Genomic DNA, 15,500 nt, shown 5'->3' with positions numbered 1-15,500 from the left:
CGAACGGAGCCCGATGTGACAGCGCCCTCCCAGGTGGAGCGCCGGCCGGATCCCACGGAGGACTCGGTCCTGGTGCAGGCGTCACAGACCGATCCGCAGCGGTTCGCCGAACTGTACGACCGGCACGCGCCGGACATTCACAGATACGTGGCACGGCGCCTCGGGGAGAGCGCCGCGGACGACGTCGTGGCGGAGACCTTCCTGGTGGCGTTCCGCCGCCGGGACCGTTTCGACCCGTCCCGCGGTGCGGCCCGGCCGTGGCTGTACGGGATAGCCAGCAACTTGATCGCCGGACACCGCCGTTCGGAGGTCATGCAGTACCGCCTGCTGGCGAAGACCGCGGTCGACCCGGTGGTCGAGGGCCACCACGACCGCGCGGACAGCCGGGTGGCCGCGGCCGCCGTGACCCGCCAGCTGGGTGCGGCGCTGGCCCGTCTCACCAAAGGCGACCGCGACGTACTGCTGCTGGTCGCGTGGGAGTCGCTGACCTACGACGAAGTGGCACAGGCGCTCCGCATTCCCATCGGGACAGTGCGCTCCCGACTGAACCGGGCTCGCAAGAAGGTCCGGAAAGCGCTCGGTGGAGTCGATCCCACCGCGGCAAGCGAGGAGTTCACACGTGGATGAGATGACACCGCTGCGGCGTATGCGGGCCGAGATCCCGCGCCCCGGCGCGGATCGGCTGGCCACGGGCCGGAAGCGGCTCCAGACCGCGATCGACGACGAAGCTGCCGCAGCCGGCACGGAGCTGCGACGGCCGATCATCACAGGGGGATTCATGACCGACACGAAGGACAGCTCTCGCAATCCCGTACGCAGACGGCGAGTGCTGAGCGTCGCGGTGGCCGCCGCGGCGGCGGTCGCCGTAGCCGCTACCGCGGTGGTCGCCGACAACATCGGCGACAAGCAGGACGGTTCGGCGGACGTGGCGCGTCCGAAGAGCTCGTACGCGCAGAAGGTGCTCCTCAGCGCCGCGGAAGAGGCGCGCAAGGGTCCGGAGCCCGACATCCCCCGGGACGACCAGTTCATCTACACCAAGGACGTCACCAAGGAGACCGAACGCAGGACCGGCAAGAGCAAGACCTACACGGACGAGAGCTGGAACTCGGTGGACGGCTCGAAGCACTCGTGGAACGTGCATCTCGGGGAGGGCAACTGGACCAACCCGAACGAGGACAGCAGCCGGCCGCCGATCTACGACTGGAGCGAACTGAGGAAACTCCCCACGGATCCGGTCAAGCTCGTCCTCGAACTGTGCAGCCCGGTCGACCCGCCGCTGAAGCCGAAGTCGCTGAAGGGCGTGAGCAAGGAGGAGTGGAGGGACCTCCACATGCAGCTGGAGGGCATCGTGCTGCGGGCGCCGGTGATCCCCAGGGAGCTGCGGGCCACCGCCTTCGAAGCGCTCGCCATGGTCCCCGGGATCAAGGCGAAGCCGATGAAGGACGCCGAGGGACGCCCCGCGGTCGGGATCTGGGCCGAGAACGCGCTCTTCGAGGACAGCCTGCTCGTCCTCGACAAGGACAGTCACAAGGTCGTCGGGCACACGGGCGTCCGTACTCCCCCCAAGAAGACCTACGACCAGTTCTCGCACATGGAGGAGTACGCGATCGTCGACAAGCTCAAGCAGCGGCCGTGAGGCCGGCAGCGGCCCGGTCAGCGGGCACCCACGGCGCACGGGGGCCGTGGGTGCCGGGAAGTCCTCGGCGCCCCGGGCCGATTCGGATCGATCAGCGACAGAGGGAATCATGGATGACATCAGGATCTCGGACGGCACCGCGCACGACTCCCGGAGTTCCCGCCACCGCAGTCCGCTGCTGACCGTCGTGCTCGCCGCCGCGGCGGCGGTCGCCGTCACTGCCACCGTCGCCGTCGCCGTCGACTACGGCGACAGGAAAGGCAGTTCGGCGCCGGCCCCCTCGAACGTCTCCGATGCGCGGGACGGCGGCGCGGGCAAGCGGGAGGTCGACGCGGCGAAGATACTTCGCGCCGCCGCGGACCGCCTCCGGGAGGAGGAGAAGGACGCCAAGACCGACGTTCCCCGCGACGACCAGTTCATCTACACCAGGAACATCGTCAAGGAGACCGACCGCAAGACCGGCGAGACCGATGTCCGGCCGGCCGAGAACTGGGAATCGGTGGACCGCCGTAAGCGCGGGTGGGTGAACGAGATCGGCGGCAAGGGCTGGTGGGTCCCGCCGCTGGGAAGGCAGGAGTCCACGTGGCCGCCTCCCGGCTGGGAGGCGAAGGAGAATCTCCCCCAGGATCCGGTGGAACTGATCCGCTACCTGGCGAAGGGCCACCCCGGGGCGGCGGAGAAGCCGAAGTCCCTCGCGGAGATCGAGAAGGCGGAGTGGATGCAACTCCAGTTCCTGCTGAAGGGATTGGCCACGAGTTCGGTGGAGCCCGAGGGGCTGCGGCCCGCCGCTTTCGACGCCCTCGCGAAGGTCCCCGGGATGAGGGCCACAGCAGGCGTGAAGGACGGAGAGGGAGATCCGGCGGTGGGGGTCTGGTTCGACCACAGGTTCCACAAGGACCAGATGCTCGTCATCGACGAGGACAGCCACGAATACCTCGGGGACAGGGCGGTTCGCACCACGCTGAACAAGAAGAAGAGCTACGACCAGTTCATCCACGTCGACGACTTCGGCGTCGTCGACAAGGTCAAGCAGAGGCCCTGAGCTCCACTGCCGGCCGGCACCGATGACGGAGGCGGCGCCACCGGGCCCACCGGCGGCGCCGCCGCACAGCTCTGCCACGTCCTCGACGATGAGGCCGAAGGACTGCCGGCGACCCTCTGAACCGCGGCCTCAGGGGTTCATGACGATCTTTCCCACGTGCCCCCTGCGGGCGAGCTCCTCCTGTGCTCGCGCCGCCTGCTCCAGCGGGAACGTCGCGGCGATGACGGGCTGGACCTCCGCCCGGCGGGCCAGGTCCATGAGGAGGCCGAAGTGGGTGGGCGTGTGCATCGCGGAGCCGATCACCTGCCCGTTGTGCAGGTAGAGGCGGCGCACGTCGAACGCCACCCGGTACCCGCCGAGTGCCCCGGCGACGACCCACCGGCCGCCTTCCCGCAGCAGCGGCAGCGCTTCGCCCACCAGGTCGCCGGCGACGACGTCGAGCGCTGCGTCGATGCCCTCAGGGGCGGCGTCGTGGATCTGCCCGGCGATGTCCCGTGCGCGGTCGAGGACTTCGTGTGCACCTGCCTCGCGCACCGAATCGATCTTCGATCCGCTGCTGATGGCGAGTACCTTCGCGCCGCGCGCGCGGGCGATCTGCACGAGGGCGATGCCCACACCGCCGGACGCTCCCGAGACCAGGACGGTCTCCCCTTCCGTCAGCCGGCCCCGCTCGATCATGCCGAGCGCCGTGCCGTAGGCGGTCGGCAGCGTCGCGAGCTGGTCGTCCGTGAGCGGGGACTCGGTGACGTCGTGCACGCGTTCGGCCGGTGCGGTCACGTACTCGGCGTAGCCGCCGTCGCGTTCGCTCCCCATCAGGCCCACCGGGTTCGCATGCGGTCCCTGACCGTCGTAGATCGCCGGGTCGACCACCACCCGGCGACCGACGAGGCCCTTGTGCGTGCCGGGGCCGACGGCCACGATCCGGCCGGCCACGTCGGCGCCCTGGATCCGCGGGAAATCGATGGGGCCTCGCCATCCCGACAGCGCCGCCGGGTCTCCCGGGCGGCCGTACGCGCCCTCGCGGGTCCACAGGTCGGTGTTGTTCAGCGCGACCGCGCTGACCCGGATCAGCACTTCACCCGCCTGCGGCGCGGGCACCGCCACCTCCGCCGGCTCGAGGACCTCCGGTCCGCCGTGCTCTGCGATCCGTACCGCTCGCATGGTCTTGGGCACGCGCATCGTCTGAACCTCCTCGTAGGTATACTGATCTGTGAATGCGACGGTACACCGATCTGTGAAGGGCGTTCGAATGCAGGATGCACCGCCCATGACACCGGCCGGTCGACGCATCGTGACGGCTGCCGAGGAGCTTTTCTACGACCGCGGAATCACGTCGGTCGGTGTGGACCTGATCGCTGAACACTCAGGGGTGACCAAGCGGACCCTCTACAACCAGTTCGGCTCGAAAGACCATCTCGTGGCGATCTACCTCGCGGAGCGCGACAAGCGATGGCGGTCGCGAGTCCGCGAGACCGTCGACGGCTGCGACGACCCCGTCGAGGCCGTCACCGCCCCCTTCGAAGCGCTGCGGACCTGGAGCGAGACCAGCACCCGCGGATGCGCGTTCATCAACGCGCTCGCCGAACTCCCGGACCCCTCGCACCCCGCGCACCGCATCGCCGCGGACCAGAAGCGCTGGCTGCTGAACCTGTTCAAGGAGCTCGCCACGGCTGCGGGATGCGCGGGCCCCGACGCCCTCGCCACCCAGCTCCTCGTACTGCACGAGGGCGCCCTCGCCACGCAGCCGCTCCCACTCGACACACTGCCGGTGAGCACCGGCCTGGCACGAGCCCTGGTCCGAGCGAGCGCGGCGCCCGGCCGGTAGGCCCGAGTCGGCGACCTGACGCTCAGGGGGCCGCACTTGTGACGCGGGCGCTGCGCCTCCGCACGGGCCGCCCCCGCTGGAACGGATCACTGGAAGCCGCATGACCGAGGTCCGGCGCATGCGGCGGGACCGATCTACGGGCGCGGTGACGTTTCGCTCACCGGGTGCTGTAGGGCAGGAGTGCCATCTCACGGGCGTTCTTGATCGCCCGTGCCAGCTGCCTCTGCTGCTGGGCGGATACTCGTGTGACGCGGCGGCTGCGGATCTTGCCCCTGTCGGAGATGAACTTCCGCAGGAGATCGGTGTCCTTGTAGTCGATGTAGGTGATGCCGGCCTGGTCCAGGGGGTTGCGGCGGGGCTTGGCGGGCTTGCGGGGAGCGTTGTGAGGTGGCACGGGATCTCCAGGCTGCGGTGTGCTGATGTCGGGTGGTTCCGGTGCGTCAGGTCGCGTGGTCGAGAAGCGGAGCGAACGCGGATGACAGGTGCCGCCATGCATCGGGGCCTTCGGCGTATTCGGCGTCGGTCAGCAGGCAGGACTCGAGGAGCTGCTTGATGCCGTCGCGGTCGAGGCCCGGTGAGGTGAACACCAGGTGCTGGCAGCGGTCGCCGTGCACCGGGTGCCATCCCATCGCGGCTGCGGCTCTGCGTTCCGGTGGGACCATCTCCCAGGCGGCGTCCGGGAGTGCGGCCATCCAGGGCCCGGCGCTCTCGACGCCGAGCGCTCCGCCGGCGGCGTCCCAGGCCAGCAGAGTGTCGGGGCGGTCGGCGAGCCAGAACCGCCCCCGGCTGCGGGCAGCCGCGCAGGCCAGGTCCTCCAGCGCTTGGTAGAGCCGTTCCGGGTGGAAGGGGCGGTCGCGGTGCCAGACGTAGGTGCTCACCCCGGAGTCCTCCGCGTCCTGCGGCAGCAGCGCACAGGCGGGATCCTGAGCCGCTGCGGCGGCCGCTGCGTCGAATCCGGCAAAGGCCGCTTGTGCCAGCTCGCCGGATGCCGCGTGTACGAAACGAGCTGTGGGGTGGAGCTGGTTCAGCAGGGCCGCGTCCTCCTCGTCCGCGTCATCGCTGTCGACGAGGGCCAGCACCGGGGCGTATTCCAGCTGCCGCGCGAAGGTGTCCGCGACGGTCCGCTGGTCGGTGGGGGCAGCGGCGAGTCCTGCGTCGGTCAGGTCGTCGCCGTTGCCGAGGCACGGCAGGACGAGCGCCGGGTCGATCGCCGTGAACACACCGGTGAGGACGACCTCCTCGCCGTGTACTGCGACGACTTCGGCCATCGCCTTGGGCTCGACCGAGTCCCACAGCTCCACGACGGCGAGCCGGGTCATGCCGTCCGAGGCCAGCCGATCCAACTCGGGGACGAGGTCTTCGCGCAGGGCGCAGCAGGCGCAGTCGTTGACCAACGGTACTTCTGCTGCGTCCAGTTCGCCGGATGCGCTGCGTATGGTCCGCCGCACTGTTCCTCGTGCGGCTGTGGAGTGGTCGTGGTGCAGTGCGACGCTGCCGGGCACGGCCCCCAGCAGGCGCTGTACAACCTCGGTGCGTGCCTCGGAGTGCAGCCCGCCGACGATGACGACGGAAAGCTTCGGCTGCTTCTCCATCAGCGGGCCTCACGGCGGCCGTAGCGGCGCTCGAAGCGCTCCACCCGCCCGGCTGTGTCCAGAACGCGAGCGGTGCCGGTGTAGAAGGGGTGGCTCTTGGAGGAGATCTCGACGTCGATGACGGGGTAGCTGTTGCCGTCCTCCCAGTCGATCGTCGTGTCGCTGGTGGTGGTCGAGCGGGTGAGGAAGGCGAAACCTGCGGCCTTGTCCCGGAAGACGACGGGACCGTAGACGGGGTGTATGCCCTGCTTCATGGTGGTTGTCCTTTGCGTGGGAGTCAGCGGGTTTCGCGGAAGTCGACGTGGCGGCGGGCGACGGGGTCGTACTTGCGCAGAGTCATGCGGTCGGGGTTGTTACGGCGGTTCTTGCGGGTCACGTAGGTGTAGCCGGTGCCGGCCGTGGACCGCAGCTTCACGATCGGGCGGAGGTCGTTGTGAGCCATGGCTGCTACTATATGGAAATGATTTCCATTAACAAAACGATCCCAGTGCTACGAGAGGTAGGTCACCCGTGTCCGCCCGCTGCCAACTGACCGGCGCCGAGCCCGGCTTCGGTAACGCCATCTCCCACTCCCACCGGCGTACGCGCCGGCGCTTCGACCCCAACGTCCAGCGCAAGCGCTACTGGCTGCCGAGTGAGGGCCGCCACGTACGGCTCACCCTCAGCGCCAAGGGGATCAAGACGGTGGACGCAATCGGCATCGAGAAGGCCGTGGCAAGGATCCGCGCCCGGGGAGGGAAGGTCTGATGGCGAAGAAGAGCAAGATCGCCAAGAACGACAAGCGGAAGGCCGTGGTCGAGCGGTACGCGGCCCGACGGGCCGAATTGAAGGAGATTCTCCGCCGTCCCTCCTCGACGGGGCCGGAAAGGGAGGCCGCCCGGCGCGAGTTGGCCCGTCAACCCCGCGATGCCAGTGCCACGCGGGTGCGTAACCGCGACGCCGTCGACGGGCGCCCGCGCGGTCATCTGCGAGCTTTCGGACTGTCGCGTGTGCGCATGCGCCAATTCGCGCACGAGGGTTACCTGCCGGGGGTGACCAAGTCCTCCTGGTGACCCGTGGCCGGGACTCACCTTCGCTGCGCCGGCGTATCACCACAGGCGCCACAGGCGGTGCAGCCCAGACGGACAGCGGGGCGCACGAGGTTCGAATGCCACAAGCCTCGTGCGCCCCGCTCCGAGGTTCTGGTCGTGTTCTGGGCGTGAGCGCGGTTGAGCGGATCAGTGGCTCTCAGCGGCTGCTTCGCAGGACGGGATCCCGGCAGCCCCGGGGCACGAACCCCCAGATCAGTGGTCGTCCCAGTGCCCCTGATGTGCGGCGTGCCGGTGGCCGTCGTGTACGTAGTCCACGTGGTCGCCGTGCGGTACGGCCACGTGTCCGCACCCTTCACCGTGCATGTGCTCGTGGCCTTGGTGCTCCTGGTGCCCCTGTGGGTCGCACTCGTCGGTGTGGTCTTCGTGAGGACGGTGCAAGTGGCCGTCGTGTGCGTAGTCCACGTGGTCGCCGTGCGGTACGGCCACGTGTCCGCATCCTTCGCCGTGCGTGTGGCTGTGACCGTCATGGGTGCGATGCTGCACTGTTGTCACGGTGCTCAACTCCAGTCAGTTTTCTCGCTGTTGCAAAGAGAGCCAGCTCTCACCAGCCAGGCAAAAAGGGCGAAGCCCTACAAGGTGGTACCGCGGAAGCGTGTCACGCGTATCACGCGGAAACAAGAATTGGCATTCGTGTCGGCTGTTCGACAGTGAGTGTCGGATTCGTTATTGCTGAGCAGTCCAGAGCCGACGTGGCCCTTTGTCGCGAATGAGGCCTGCGAGGCGGCCGTCAGTCGGAGGCGTAGGAAGCAGCGTGCCCGGGAGCGACGCGCAGGTGGCTGATGGTGAGTCTTCCTCGGTCGTCTCGGGTGACTTGCGTCTCGGTTCCGAAAACGTTCCTCAAATTCTCAGGGGTGAGTACCTCGTGCGGCATTCCCACCGCAGTGGCTCTGCCCTGGTCCAGCAGGACGAGCCGGTCACAGAACCGAGCGGCCACAGCCAGGTCGTGGACGGCGACCAGAACGGTCTGGTCGGTGGCGGCAAGCATCTCCATGAGTTCCAGCTGATATCGGATATCCAGGTGGTTGAGCGGTTCGTCCAGCAGAATTCCCCACGGCTGCTGGGCGAGCGCACGCGCCACATGGGTCCGTTGTTGTTCTCCGCCGGAGAGCGTCCGCCATGTACGGGCGGCGAGACCGGTCAGGCCCATGCGGGCGAGGGCGGCATCGATGATGAGGCGGTCCCTGGCGTTCAGACCGTGCCACCGGTCGCGGAAGGGTGTGCGCCCCAGAGCGACCACGTCGGCGACCCGCAGTTCGCCCGCGGTGTGGGAGGTCTGCCCGACGAAGGCGACGTTCTGGGCGATCCGGCGCGGGCTGAACGCCCGGATGTCTTGCCCGTCGTACCGGACGGCGCCGTACGTCGGCCTGAGGAGTCCGGCGACGCACCGCAGCAGCGAGGATTTTCCGGAGCCGTTGGGGCCGATGAGCCCGACCGTCTGACCGGACGCGACCGTGACGTCGATCCCCTCGATGACGGTCTTGCTGCCGACTGTCCAGCCGACCTGTGCGACGTCGATTCTCATAGTCCTCCCCGCTTCCGCAGGATGACGGCGAAGACCGGGGCGCCGATGAGTGCGGTGAAGACGCCGACCGGTACTTCCTGGGGGGCGAACGCGACCCTTGCCACCGCGTCCGTGCCCACCAGGAACACGGCCCCGCCGAGTGCCGAGAACGGCAGGAGAGAGCGGTGCAGGGGTCCGATCAGAAACCGGATGCAGTGCGGGACGATGAGCCCCACGAACCCGATCGCACCGACGAACGCCACGGCCACTGCGGTGAGCAGCGCGGTCACCACGAGCAGGACGTTCTGCACAGCCCGTACGTTGATCCCGAGTGACGCCGCAGTGTCCTGGCCGAAGGCGAAACCGTCCAGTGCGGTGGAGCATGACCATAGGACGAACAGCCCGGCCGTCGTGACGGCCGCGCTGATCGCCACGCCGTCCCACCGTGCGGAGGCCATCGAGCCGAGCAGCCAGTGGGCAACCGCCCGCGTCGTCTCCGCATCACCGGACGCCATGACGATCAGCGAGGTGAGCGCCATGAACAACTGCCCCACGGCGACACCCGTGAGCAGAATCCGCACGGAGTCCAGGCCGCTGCGGCGCAGCAGAATCATCAGCAGCCCGAAGGAGACGAGCGCGCCCCCGAAGGCCCCGCCCGTCACACCGAGCGAACCGGCGCCGATGCCCAGGACGACGACCGAAACCGCGCCGCTGGAGGCGCCCGAGGAGACCCCCAGCAGATAGGGGTCGGCCAGGGCGTTGCCGGTCACGGCTTGGAGGACCGCTCCGCAGGACGCCAGAGTCGCGCCGACGAACGCCGCCAGAAGGACTCGGGGTATGCGCAGATCCCAGATGAGGGAGTCGACGAGCCCGGGCAGCGGTTCGACAGACAGACCGAGGCGGCTGCCCAGCACCCGTCCGAGGTCGGTGTATCCGATGTCGCTGATGCCGATGCGTACGGAGACGGCCATCGAGATCACGAGGAGCGCGATGCCGCCGAGGAAGAGCGCCGGCCGGAGCAACCCGAGGCCCCGCTCCGCCCGTTGGGGCCGATGGCCGTGGTACGGCCCGTCCAGGACCGGGACGTCGCGGTGGGCCGGGTGGAGCAGCGATGCCGTGATGTGTGCGGTCTCCGGTGCGGCTGCGAGGCGGGGTGCGACTGCCTCCTGGTCGACACGGTCAGCGGGCATACCCACGGTCCTTCATCTCGTCCGCGAGCAGGCTGAGGGTGTGGGTGCTGCGCACCGACGGATCCATCTCGATGCCCGGCACGGTGAGAACCCGCTTGTTCCGCACTGCCGACAGCTTCGACGTCAAAGGGTCCTCGCGCAGCATGCGCAGCTTGTCGACGGCGCTGTCGCCCGCCTGCCCCAGTTCGGAGAGGTCGCCGAGCACGATCAGGTCGGGGTCGCGGTCGGCCACCGCTTCCCACGACACCTCGGGCCACTGCTCGTCGACGTCGTCGAAGGCGTTCTCGGCGCCCACGAGCCTGCTCATCTCGCTCGGCAGTCCCCCCTTGCCCGCGACGTACGGAGCGCCTTCGAACACCGAGTAGATCCATACGACAGTTGGCTTGCCCTTCACGTCCTCCCGGACGGACGCCGCCCGTCGAACTTGCTTCTTCTGCCTGTCGATCAGCTTCCGAGCGCGGTTCTCCGTCCGGAACATGCGCCCGAGGTTCTCGTAGTCCTTGAAGAGGAGATCGAAGGGAGTCATGCCCGGCTCGTTGTGCCGGGGACAGTCGACGGCACTGACGTACGAGGGCAGGCCCGCGTCCTTCAACTCCTTGCGCGTGCCGACCCGGTCCTTGCTGTAGAGCCCGGTGAAGGAAGCGACCGCCAGGTCGGGGTTGGCTGCTCGGAGCTGCTCACCGGTGAGGGCCTTGGGGCTGAGCACCGGCACCTTCTTGTAGTCGGCCCGGTAGCGGGGCGCGATGCTCGTCTTCAGGTACGAGGTCCCTGCCATGCGGTCGGCCAGGCCGAGCGCGAGCAACGTCTCGGTCGAGGACTGGTCGAGGGTGACGGCCCGACGGGGCGCCTGGGGCACGGCAAGGGACTGCCCGCAGCTGTGTACGACCGTACCCGCCTTCTGCTTGCCGCCTGAGGGGTGAGACGCGCCCGAACACCCCGTCACCCCCAGGGCAAGTGCGAGCACGATCGTGATGCCTATGCCCTTGGACATGGTCCTCCATCTATTGCACATCTGATGCAACTGAGTCGTGACCGCAACTGTATCTGGTAACGATTGTCGTTACACGTGGCGGAGTTCCTCTGGGCAACGGTCCGTTGCCGTGCGACTCAACGAGCTGGTCGAGGTGAGCGGCCAGTGTTCGACGACGTCCGTTTCGACGGCTTCGCTGCGTCCACATCGGCGGCAGATCACATAGCGCTGGTGCTCGTTGGCGGACCACTTCGATCGATCCCACCTGACCCGCACCCCCACGGGCTGGGCTACGGCAGCCGGACCAGGCTGAGCCGGTACTCCTCGACCTGGGGGAGGCGCTGTTCAGCGAGACGGTCGATCATGTCCTGGTAGGCGGCAGGCAATTGCTCGTACATCCGGCCCGGCAGGCTGCTGAGTGTGTGCGAGGCGCGCACGGTCGTCCCCGGCAGCCACGTCGCGAGCTCGGCGGGATCGCCGCAGGACCACTGCATGCGCGCCTCGACCTTGCTCAGAGCGTCGTGCGTAGCCTGCGTGGCGACGATCTCTGGGCCGGCGGTGTCCAGGGCCAGCAGGGAGCCCGGGAACCGCTCCGCGATCATGCCGAGGACGTGGTGGACCTCCGTTCCTTCCAGGAACGGCAGCACGGCTTCGGCGCAGAAGATGTAAGGACCGTCCGTGTCCTCTTCCACCGTGGCCGGCCAGGACGTGTCCGTCACGGATGCTGAGATTGTCGTCCGCTGCGCGGTGTCGGTGAAGAACTTCCGCCGCAGAGCGATCACATCGGGCAGGTCGAGGTCGAACCAGCGTGCCTGCGTGCTGTCGACACGTTCGTGACGCGTGTTGAGACCTGCGCCGAGTTCCACCACCGTGCCTGAGGGGTGATCGGCGAGGAAGTCGGCCACCCACCGGTCGAACAAGGCGGTGCGCAGTACCGTTCCAGCGAGGCTCGGCAAGCCGTCGAAGCGTGAGAAGTCGTATTCGATCGCCGCGACGATCTCCTCCGCTCGCGGATCCCGCAGGACCGCCTCCGCTTTGAGGTTCTCCACCGCCCGCCCGTACAGGGGAATCAGCAGCGTCTCCTGAATTGTCCCCAGCTCCACCGTGTGCTTTGTCATTGGATCCTCCTCCTGCGCCCGGATCGGCGTCGGGTGACGGAGATCCCGCCGGAACCCATTGGGAAGGACGGGGACCGGGCTGGACAGGAGGGCCCCCACGGCCACTGCCCAGCCCGGCGACTTCACCTGTGCGCGGCAGGCACTTGCTCCGGGTGTCGGTGTTCGCAGTCCTCAGCGATGCCGTACGTGTCCCACTCCGGGAAGGGGTCGGCGGGCGGGACGCTCTCGCCGCTCGCCATGAGGCAGTCGGACAAGGCCGCCTGCAGTGCCGCAGGGCGCAATCCGGTGCCGATGAACACCAGTTCCTGCCCCTGAGGGGCGTCGGGGTTGTGGGCACCGGAGGGTTCGAACCGGGCCACGGTGCCGGCCTGCGACCACAGGCCCGTCACGCGGGGGCGACTTGCCAGGCGGAAAAACCCCTTCGACCGCAGCACCTGTCCGAGGGAGCCGCTGTCGAGCTGCTCCGTCACGAACCTCCACAACCTGCCCGGGTGGAACAGAGCTTCGGAACGGAAGACGGTTGAGGAGATGCCGTACTCCTCGGTCTCGGGGACATGGTCGCCGTTGAGCTCCATGACCCAGCCGGGAGCTTGCTGGGCACGTTCCAGATCGAACAGACCCGTGCCGAGCACGTTGTCCAGTTTCACGCGCCCATGAGTGACGGGCACGATCCGGGCGGCAGGGTTGAGCCGCGCGAGGGTTGCCCGGAGACGGGCGGCCGAGCTGGCGTCCACCAAGTCAAGTTTGTTGAGCACGATGACGTCGGCGAACTCGACTTGGTCCATCAACAGGTCGGCGACGGTGCGCTCATCGTTCTCGTACTGGTCGAGCCCGCGCTCGGCCAGACCGTCACCGTCCGTCAGCTCCGGCAGGAAACTGGCGGCGTCGACGACGGTGACCATGGTGTCGAGTCGTGCGAGATCTGCGAGTACGGCACCGTCGTCGCGGGGGACGGCGAACGTGGCGGCCACCGGCATCGGTTCGGAGATTCCGCTGGACTCGATGAGGAGATGGTCGAACCGTCCCTCGCGAGCCAATCGGTCGACCTCTTCGAGGAGGTCGTCGCGCAGTGTGCAGCAGATGCAGCCGTTGGTCATCTCGACCAGACGCTCCTCGGTGCGCGACAAGGCGGCCTCACCGCCGCGTACGAGCGCGGCATCGATGTTGACCTCGCTCATGTCGTTGACGATGACCGCGACGCGCAGCCCTTCGCGGTTGCTGAGGACATGGTTGAGCAGCGTGGTCTTGCCGGCGCCGAGGAACCCGGAGAGCACGGTGACCGGCAGTCGGTCATGTGCCATGCCTGCCACGCCGGTTCAGTCCTTGGGCCGCAGCAGTCCGCGCTGGTACGCGCGCACCAGTCGCTGCGGCACCTGGTATGTGGTTCCGTCGAGCGTGACCGGCACGAGCTGCGGGGTGGTGGCCTTCCACTGGGCGCGGCGGTGACGGGTGTTGCTGCGGGACATCTTCCGCTTGGGAACGGCCATGGGGCACCTCCGTGACGTGTGGGTGTCCCCGCAGACTAGATGAAAATGGGTTCCATTAGCAATGTTCCTTCCCGGGGTGCCTACCGCAGCTCGTGGGGGAGGAGCGTGGGGTGTCGCGGATCAGCGTGCGTCGGCGCTGAGCAGGGTGAGGATGCGGGTCGTGCGCTCGCCGGTGTGTGCGTCCCTGCCGTGCCAGCAGCGGTAGTTGTCGAGGATCAGGATGTCCCCCTCGTCGAGTGAGAACCGGGGGAGGGTGCTTTCCAGCTCGCGGACCTTCTCCCCGAAACGGGCCAGCATGACCTTGACGTGCTCCTCCTCCGGGTCCCGGTGCAGGGGAGCGGCGCCGTCGGAGCGGCGCACGATCCGCCGGCCGGAGCGCGTGTACTCGACGTGCCTGCCCGCGCGAGGAGTCGACGGCAGACCTCGCAGGCCGGCCCAGGCACCGTAGAAGTCGACGTCGGCACACGTGAGGAACTCCCACAGCTTCGGATCCCCGGTCCGCAGGGTGTCCACGAAGCGGTACGCGTCGGCCACGAAGGACTGCCCACCCGATGTCGGCGGCCGGGTCAACTGCACAAGTGCATAGTCCTCATCGGGATGACGCCGCCTCGTGGGCACTCCGGCCACATCCACCACCACATCGAAGCTGTCCGCATGCAGGTGCACCGGCGACCCGTCGGACGAGGAGCGCTGACGCTGCGGGAACAGCTGCCGCAGCTGCTCGCCCAAGGCGAAGGCCGCGGCGACGGTCAGGGCCCGCGGTGAGGATTCCTGACCCGTGAGCACCACGGCGCCGTCTCGCGCGAGGCTGCGCGCGACGGTGTCGGCGCATCCCGTGTCGAGCCGTTGCGGGACCAGGCCGGCGCCTGCCGTTGCGGTGAGCGTCTCCTGCATTGCTGTTCATATCCCTTCGGGCGCTTCGGTCGTTCACGAGCGCGGTGTGCCATCCGTGAACGTCGAGGGTGCAGCCGCTCGCCGCATCCGTGACCTGGAGCGGGACGGCCCGTCACCGTCGCCAACCCTACTCAGAAAACCCACTAGGTTGGAGTGATTTTCATTTTCATATATGCTGCCGAGTCATCACGCGAATGGAGAACGGTGTATGGAGGCGCACGGACGGACGGCTGAGCATGTAGCTGGTGAGGCAGCAGGTGACGGGTTGCACGACATCCTCTGGACGCCGATTGGCACGGCCACCGTGGACGCAGCGCGACTGCGGATGGGAGCGCACGTACTCAACGCGTGCTGCGGCTCGGGAGCCACAGCGCTGGCCGCCGCGGAACGGACGAGCCCGGTGGGCACAGTCGACGCGGTAGGCCCCTCAGCCCCCCTCATCACCCGGGCACGCGGCGAAGCCGCCGCCCGCAGGCTGAGCAATGTGCACTTCGTGCAGGGCGATGTCCTCAAATGCCCCCCGCGCAGAGGCGGTTACGACTCCGTCCTGTGCTCGGGCGGCACCAACGCCTTCAGCGATCCCGCCTCCACGACGGAGTGGCTCCTCCAACTGCTGCGTCCGGGGGGCCGGTTGACGGTGAGCGTCTGGGCTGAGGCTTCGCTCGAGCCGCTCGCGGAAACGCTTCTGCAGGCCCTGGCCCTGGCGGAGGCAGTGCCGGAGTCGACCCTGTGGTCGGGCGCGGAGCACAACCCCACGGGAACACACGCCCTGTTGAGGGAGTGGCTCACCGCGCGTTCGCTCTCCTTCCCCGACATTCGCACTCATCGCCTGACCCTTCCCGCCGACCCGAAGCTGCTCTGGCCGCTGGTGCTCGGGACGCCCCTGAAGGGGCTGCTCGACGGGCTGACTCCCGCGGCGACAGCGTGCGTGCGGCGGCGGTTCGCTCAGGTGCTGCTCGCTGGACGGAGGGAAACCCTCGACGTCGCCACCCTCATCGGCACAGGCACGCTGTGCCGCGTCATGCCCGCCGTACGCGCTGGTGACGCCCGCCCGTGGCGCGACAAGACACACCCCGTTCGTGACGCCGGACCGCCGACTCCTCCCTGACACCTACCAGCCGACAGGAGATCCATGTTCCGCCTTCTTCCCGTCT

The 15,500-nt window shown here is 68.3% G+C and carries 20 protein-coding genes; 7 read left to right on the top strand and 13 right to left on the bottom strand.

The features are described from left to right. Positions 1–15: 15 nt before the first annotated feature. The 3 genes from H181DRAFT_RS02480 to H181DRAFT_RS02470 are packed head-to-tail and all read left to right on the top strand — an operon-like array spanning position 16 to position 2,678. Positions 16–627, top strand: a complete 612-nt coding sequence (locus H181DRAFT_RS02480; protein ID WP_254666666.1) for an RNA polymerase sigma factor — start codon at positions 16–18, stop codon at positions 625–627. A 1-nt stretch (position 628) separates the two neighbouring features. Continuing rightward, positions 629–1,636: a CU044_5270 family protein gene (locus tag H181DRAFT_RS02475; protein WP_052708410.1), complete on the top strand. Its 1,008-nt coding sequence runs from the start codon at positions 629–631 to the stop codon at positions 1,634–1,636. Between the two features lie 46 nt (positions 1,637–1,682). Beyond that, a complete protein-coding gene (locus H181DRAFT_RS02470) occupies positions 1,683–2,678 on the top strand; it encodes a CU044_5270 family protein (RefSeq protein WP_302622619.1) in 996 nt (331 codons plus the stop codon). 129 nt (positions 2,679–2,807) lie between these two features. Here the strand turns inward: H181DRAFT_RS02470 and H181DRAFT_RS02465 are convergent, their stop codons facing one another. After that, the gene (locus H181DRAFT_RS02465; RefSeq protein WP_045862440.1) at positions 2,808–3,857 is read right to left on the bottom strand and encodes a zinc-binding dehydrogenase; all 1,050 of its coding nucleotides are present in this window, start codon (positions 3,855–3,857) and stop codon (positions 2,808–2,810) included. 88 nt (positions 3,858–3,945) lie between these two features. Between H181DRAFT_RS02465 and H181DRAFT_RS02460 the strand changes: the two genes are divergently transcribed. Beyond that, positions 3,946–4,503: a TetR/AcrR family transcriptional regulator gene (locus H181DRAFT_RS02460; RefSeq protein WP_199810799.1), complete on the top strand. Its 558-nt coding sequence runs from the start codon at positions 3,946–3,948 to the stop codon at positions 4,501–4,503. A 157-nt stretch (positions 4,504–4,660) separates the two neighbouring features. Here the strand turns inward: H181DRAFT_RS02460 and rpsR are convergent, their stop codons facing one another. Genes rpsR through rpmG form a run of 4 tightly spaced genes read right to left on the bottom strand, consistent with a single transcriptional unit; the run spans position 4,661 to position 6,537 of the window. Further along, complete coding sequence (gene rpsR / locus H181DRAFT_RS02455) at positions 4,661–4,897, bottom strand: 30S ribosomal protein S18 (protein ID WP_045862438.1); 237 nt, start codon at positions 4,895–4,897, stop codon at positions 4,661–4,663. A gap of 46 nt (positions 4,898–4,943) precedes the next feature. Continuing rightward, on the bottom strand, positions 4,944–6,095 hold the full coding sequence (locus H181DRAFT_RS02450) for a CobW family GTP-binding protein (protein WP_045862437.1): 1,152 nt from the start codon (positions 6,093–6,095) through the stop codon (positions 4,944–4,946). Then, complete coding sequence (locus tag H181DRAFT_RS02445) at positions 6,095–6,349, bottom strand: type B 50S ribosomal protein L31 (RefSeq protein WP_045862436.1); 255 nt, start codon at positions 6,347–6,349, stop codon at positions 6,095–6,097. Before H181DRAFT_RS02445 ends, H181DRAFT_RS02450 begins: the two co-directional genes overlap by 1 nt. Before the next feature lie 23 nt (positions 6,350–6,372). Next, positions 6,373–6,537, bottom strand: coding sequence for a 50S ribosomal protein L33 (rpmG, locus tag H181DRAFT_RS02440; protein ID WP_045862435.1), 165 nt, complete (start codon positions 6,535–6,537; stop codon positions 6,373–6,375). A 68-nt stretch (positions 6,538–6,605) separates the two neighbouring features. On the opposite strand from rpmG, the gene rpmB reads away from it, so the two are divergent. Both rpmB and rpsN read left to right on the top strand, forming a co-directional pair. After that, complete coding sequence (gene rpmB / locus H181DRAFT_RS02435) at positions 6,606–6,842, top strand: 50S ribosomal protein L28 (protein WP_045862434.1); 237 nt, start codon at positions 6,606–6,608, stop codon at positions 6,840–6,842. Then, positions 6,842–7,147, top strand: a complete 306-nt coding sequence (gene rpsN, locus H181DRAFT_RS02430) for a 30S ribosomal protein S14 (RefSeq protein ID WP_045862433.1) — start codon at positions 6,842–6,844, stop codon at positions 7,145–7,147. Before rpmB ends, rpsN begins: the two co-directional genes overlap by 1 nt. Positions 7,148–7,378: 231 nt before the next feature. On the opposite strand, the gene H181DRAFT_RS02425 is transcribed toward rpsN, so the two are convergent. The 8 genes from H181DRAFT_RS02425 to H181DRAFT_RS02390 form a co-directional block, all read right to left on the bottom strand. Further along, positions 7,379–7,678: a hypothetical protein gene (locus H181DRAFT_RS02425; RefSeq protein WP_045862432.1), complete on the bottom strand. Its 300-nt coding sequence runs from the start codon at positions 7,676–7,678 to the stop codon at positions 7,379–7,381. 235 nt (positions 7,679–7,913) lie between these two features. Next, on the bottom strand, positions 7,914–8,708 hold the full coding sequence (locus H181DRAFT_RS02420) for an ABC transporter ATP-binding protein (protein WP_045862431.1): 795 nt from the start codon (positions 8,706–8,708) through the stop codon (positions 7,914–7,916). After that, positions 8,705–9,877, bottom strand: coding sequence for a FecCD family ABC transporter permease (locus tag H181DRAFT_RS02415; protein WP_078895425.1), 1,173 nt, complete (start codon positions 9,875–9,877; stop codon positions 8,705–8,707). The genes H181DRAFT_RS02420 and H181DRAFT_RS02415 overlap by 4 nt, the downstream gene beginning before the upstream one ends. Then, positions 9,867–10,868, bottom strand: a complete 1,002-nt coding sequence (locus H181DRAFT_RS02410; RefSeq protein ID WP_045862430.1) for an ABC transporter substrate-binding protein — start codon at positions 10,866–10,868, stop codon at positions 9,867–9,869. The genes H181DRAFT_RS02415 and H181DRAFT_RS02410 overlap by 11 nt, the downstream gene beginning before the upstream one ends. Before the next feature lie 269 nt (positions 10,869–11,137). After that, positions 11,138–11,965, bottom strand: coding sequence for a class I SAM-dependent methyltransferase (locus tag H181DRAFT_RS02405; protein ID WP_045862429.1), 828 nt, complete (start codon positions 11,963–11,965; stop codon positions 11,138–11,140). Between the two features lie 122 nt (positions 11,966–12,087). Beyond that, on the bottom strand, positions 12,088–13,266 hold the full coding sequence (locus H181DRAFT_RS02400) for a GTP-binding protein (protein ID WP_045862428.1): 1,179 nt from the start codon (positions 13,264–13,266) through the stop codon (positions 12,088–12,090). 15 nt (positions 13,267–13,281) lie between these two features. Then, entirely contained in the window at positions 13,282–13,452 is a 171-nt protein-coding gene (gene rpmF, locus H181DRAFT_RS02395; RefSeq protein WP_045862427.1) for a 50S ribosomal protein L32, read from the bottom strand. Between the two features lie 120 nt (positions 13,453–13,572). Next, the gene (locus H181DRAFT_RS02390) at positions 13,573–14,346 is read right to left on the bottom strand and encodes a TauD/TfdA family dioxygenase (RefSeq protein WP_045862426.1); all 774 of its coding nucleotides are present in this window, start codon (positions 14,344–14,346) and stop codon (positions 13,573–13,575) included. 172 nt (positions 14,347–14,518) lie between these two features. Between H181DRAFT_RS02390 and H181DRAFT_RS02385 the strand changes: the two genes are divergently transcribed. Next, complete coding sequence (locus H181DRAFT_RS02385) at positions 14,519–15,454, top strand: class I SAM-dependent methyltransferase (protein WP_078895424.1); 936 nt, start codon at positions 14,519–14,521, stop codon at positions 15,452–15,454. The last annotated feature ends 46 nt before the right edge of the window (positions 15,455–15,500 follow it).

Origin of the sequence: Streptomyces sp. WMMB 714 (assembly GCF_900090125.1) — a bacterium.
Taxonomy (GTDB): Bacteria; Actinomycetota; Actinomycetes; order Streptomycetales; family Streptomycetaceae; genus Streptomyces; species Streptomyces daqingensis.
Note: the sequence above shows the minus strand (reverse complement) of the source record. Positions and strands in the feature narration are given on the sequence as shown.

What these genes read in the sequence shown, in the direction of transcription:
- H181DRAFT_RS02420 (WP_045862431.1), bottom strand. Translation starts at nt 8,708, where the DNA reads ATGAGAATCGACGTCGCACAGGTCGGCTGGACAGTCGGCAGCAAGACC.
- H181DRAFT_RS02460 (WP_199810799.1), top strand. Translation starts at nt 3,946, where the DNA reads ATGACACCGGCCGGTCGACGCATCGTGACGGCTGCCGAGGAGCTTTTC.
- H181DRAFT_RS02405 (WP_045862429.1), bottom strand. Translation starts at nt 11,965, where the DNA reads ATGACAAAGCACACGGTGGAGCTGGGGACAATTCAGGAGACGCTGCTG.
- H181DRAFT_RS02475 (WP_052708410.1), top strand. Translation starts at nt 629, where the DNA reads ATGACACCGCTGCGGCGTATGCGGGCCGAGATCCCGCGCCCCGGCGCG.
- H181DRAFT_RS02390 (WP_045862426.1), bottom strand. Translation starts at nt 14,346, where the DNA reads ATGCAGGAGACGCTCACCGCAACGGCAGGCGCCGGCCTGGTCCCGCAA.
- rpsN (WP_045862433.1), top strand. Translation starts at nt 6,842, where the DNA reads ATGGCGAAGAAGAGCAAGATCGCCAAGAACGACAAGCGGAAGGCCGTG.
- H181DRAFT_RS02415 (WP_078895425.1), bottom strand. Translation starts at nt 9,877, where the DNA reads ATGCCCGCTGACCGTGTCGACCAGGAGGCAGTCGCACCCCGCCTCGCA.
- H181DRAFT_RS02445 (WP_045862436.1), bottom strand. Translation starts at nt 6,349, where the DNA reads ATGAAGCAGGGCATACACCCCGTCTACGGTCCCGTCGTCTTCCGGGAC.
- rpmG (WP_045862435.1), bottom strand. Translation starts at nt 6,537, where the DNA reads ATGGCTCACAACGACCTCCGCCCGATCGTGAAGCTGCGGTCCACGGCC.
- H181DRAFT_RS02465 (WP_045862440.1), bottom strand. Translation starts at nt 3,857, where the DNA reads ATGCGCGTGCCCAAGACCATGCGAGCGGTACGGATCGCAGAGCACGGC.
- H181DRAFT_RS02410 (WP_045862430.1), bottom strand. Translation starts at nt 10,868, where the DNA reads ATGTCCAAGGGCATAGGCATCACGATCGTGCTCGCACTTGCCCTGGGG.
- H181DRAFT_RS02385 (WP_078895424.1), top strand. Translation starts at nt 14,519, where the DNA reads ATGCTGCCGAGTCATCACGCGAATGGAGAACGGTGTATGGAGGCGCAC.
- H181DRAFT_RS02450 (WP_045862437.1), bottom strand. Translation starts at nt 6,095, where the DNA reads ATGGAGAAGCAGCCGAAGCTTTCCGTCGTCATCGTCGGCGGGCTGCAC.
- rpmF (WP_045862427.1), bottom strand. Translation starts at nt 13,452, where the DNA reads ATGGCCGTTCCCAAGCGGAAGATGTCCCGCAGCAACACCCGTCACCGC.
- H181DRAFT_RS02400 (WP_045862428.1), bottom strand. Translation starts at nt 13,266, where the DNA reads ATGGCACATGACCGACTGCCGGTCACCGTGCTCTCCGGGTTCCTCGGC.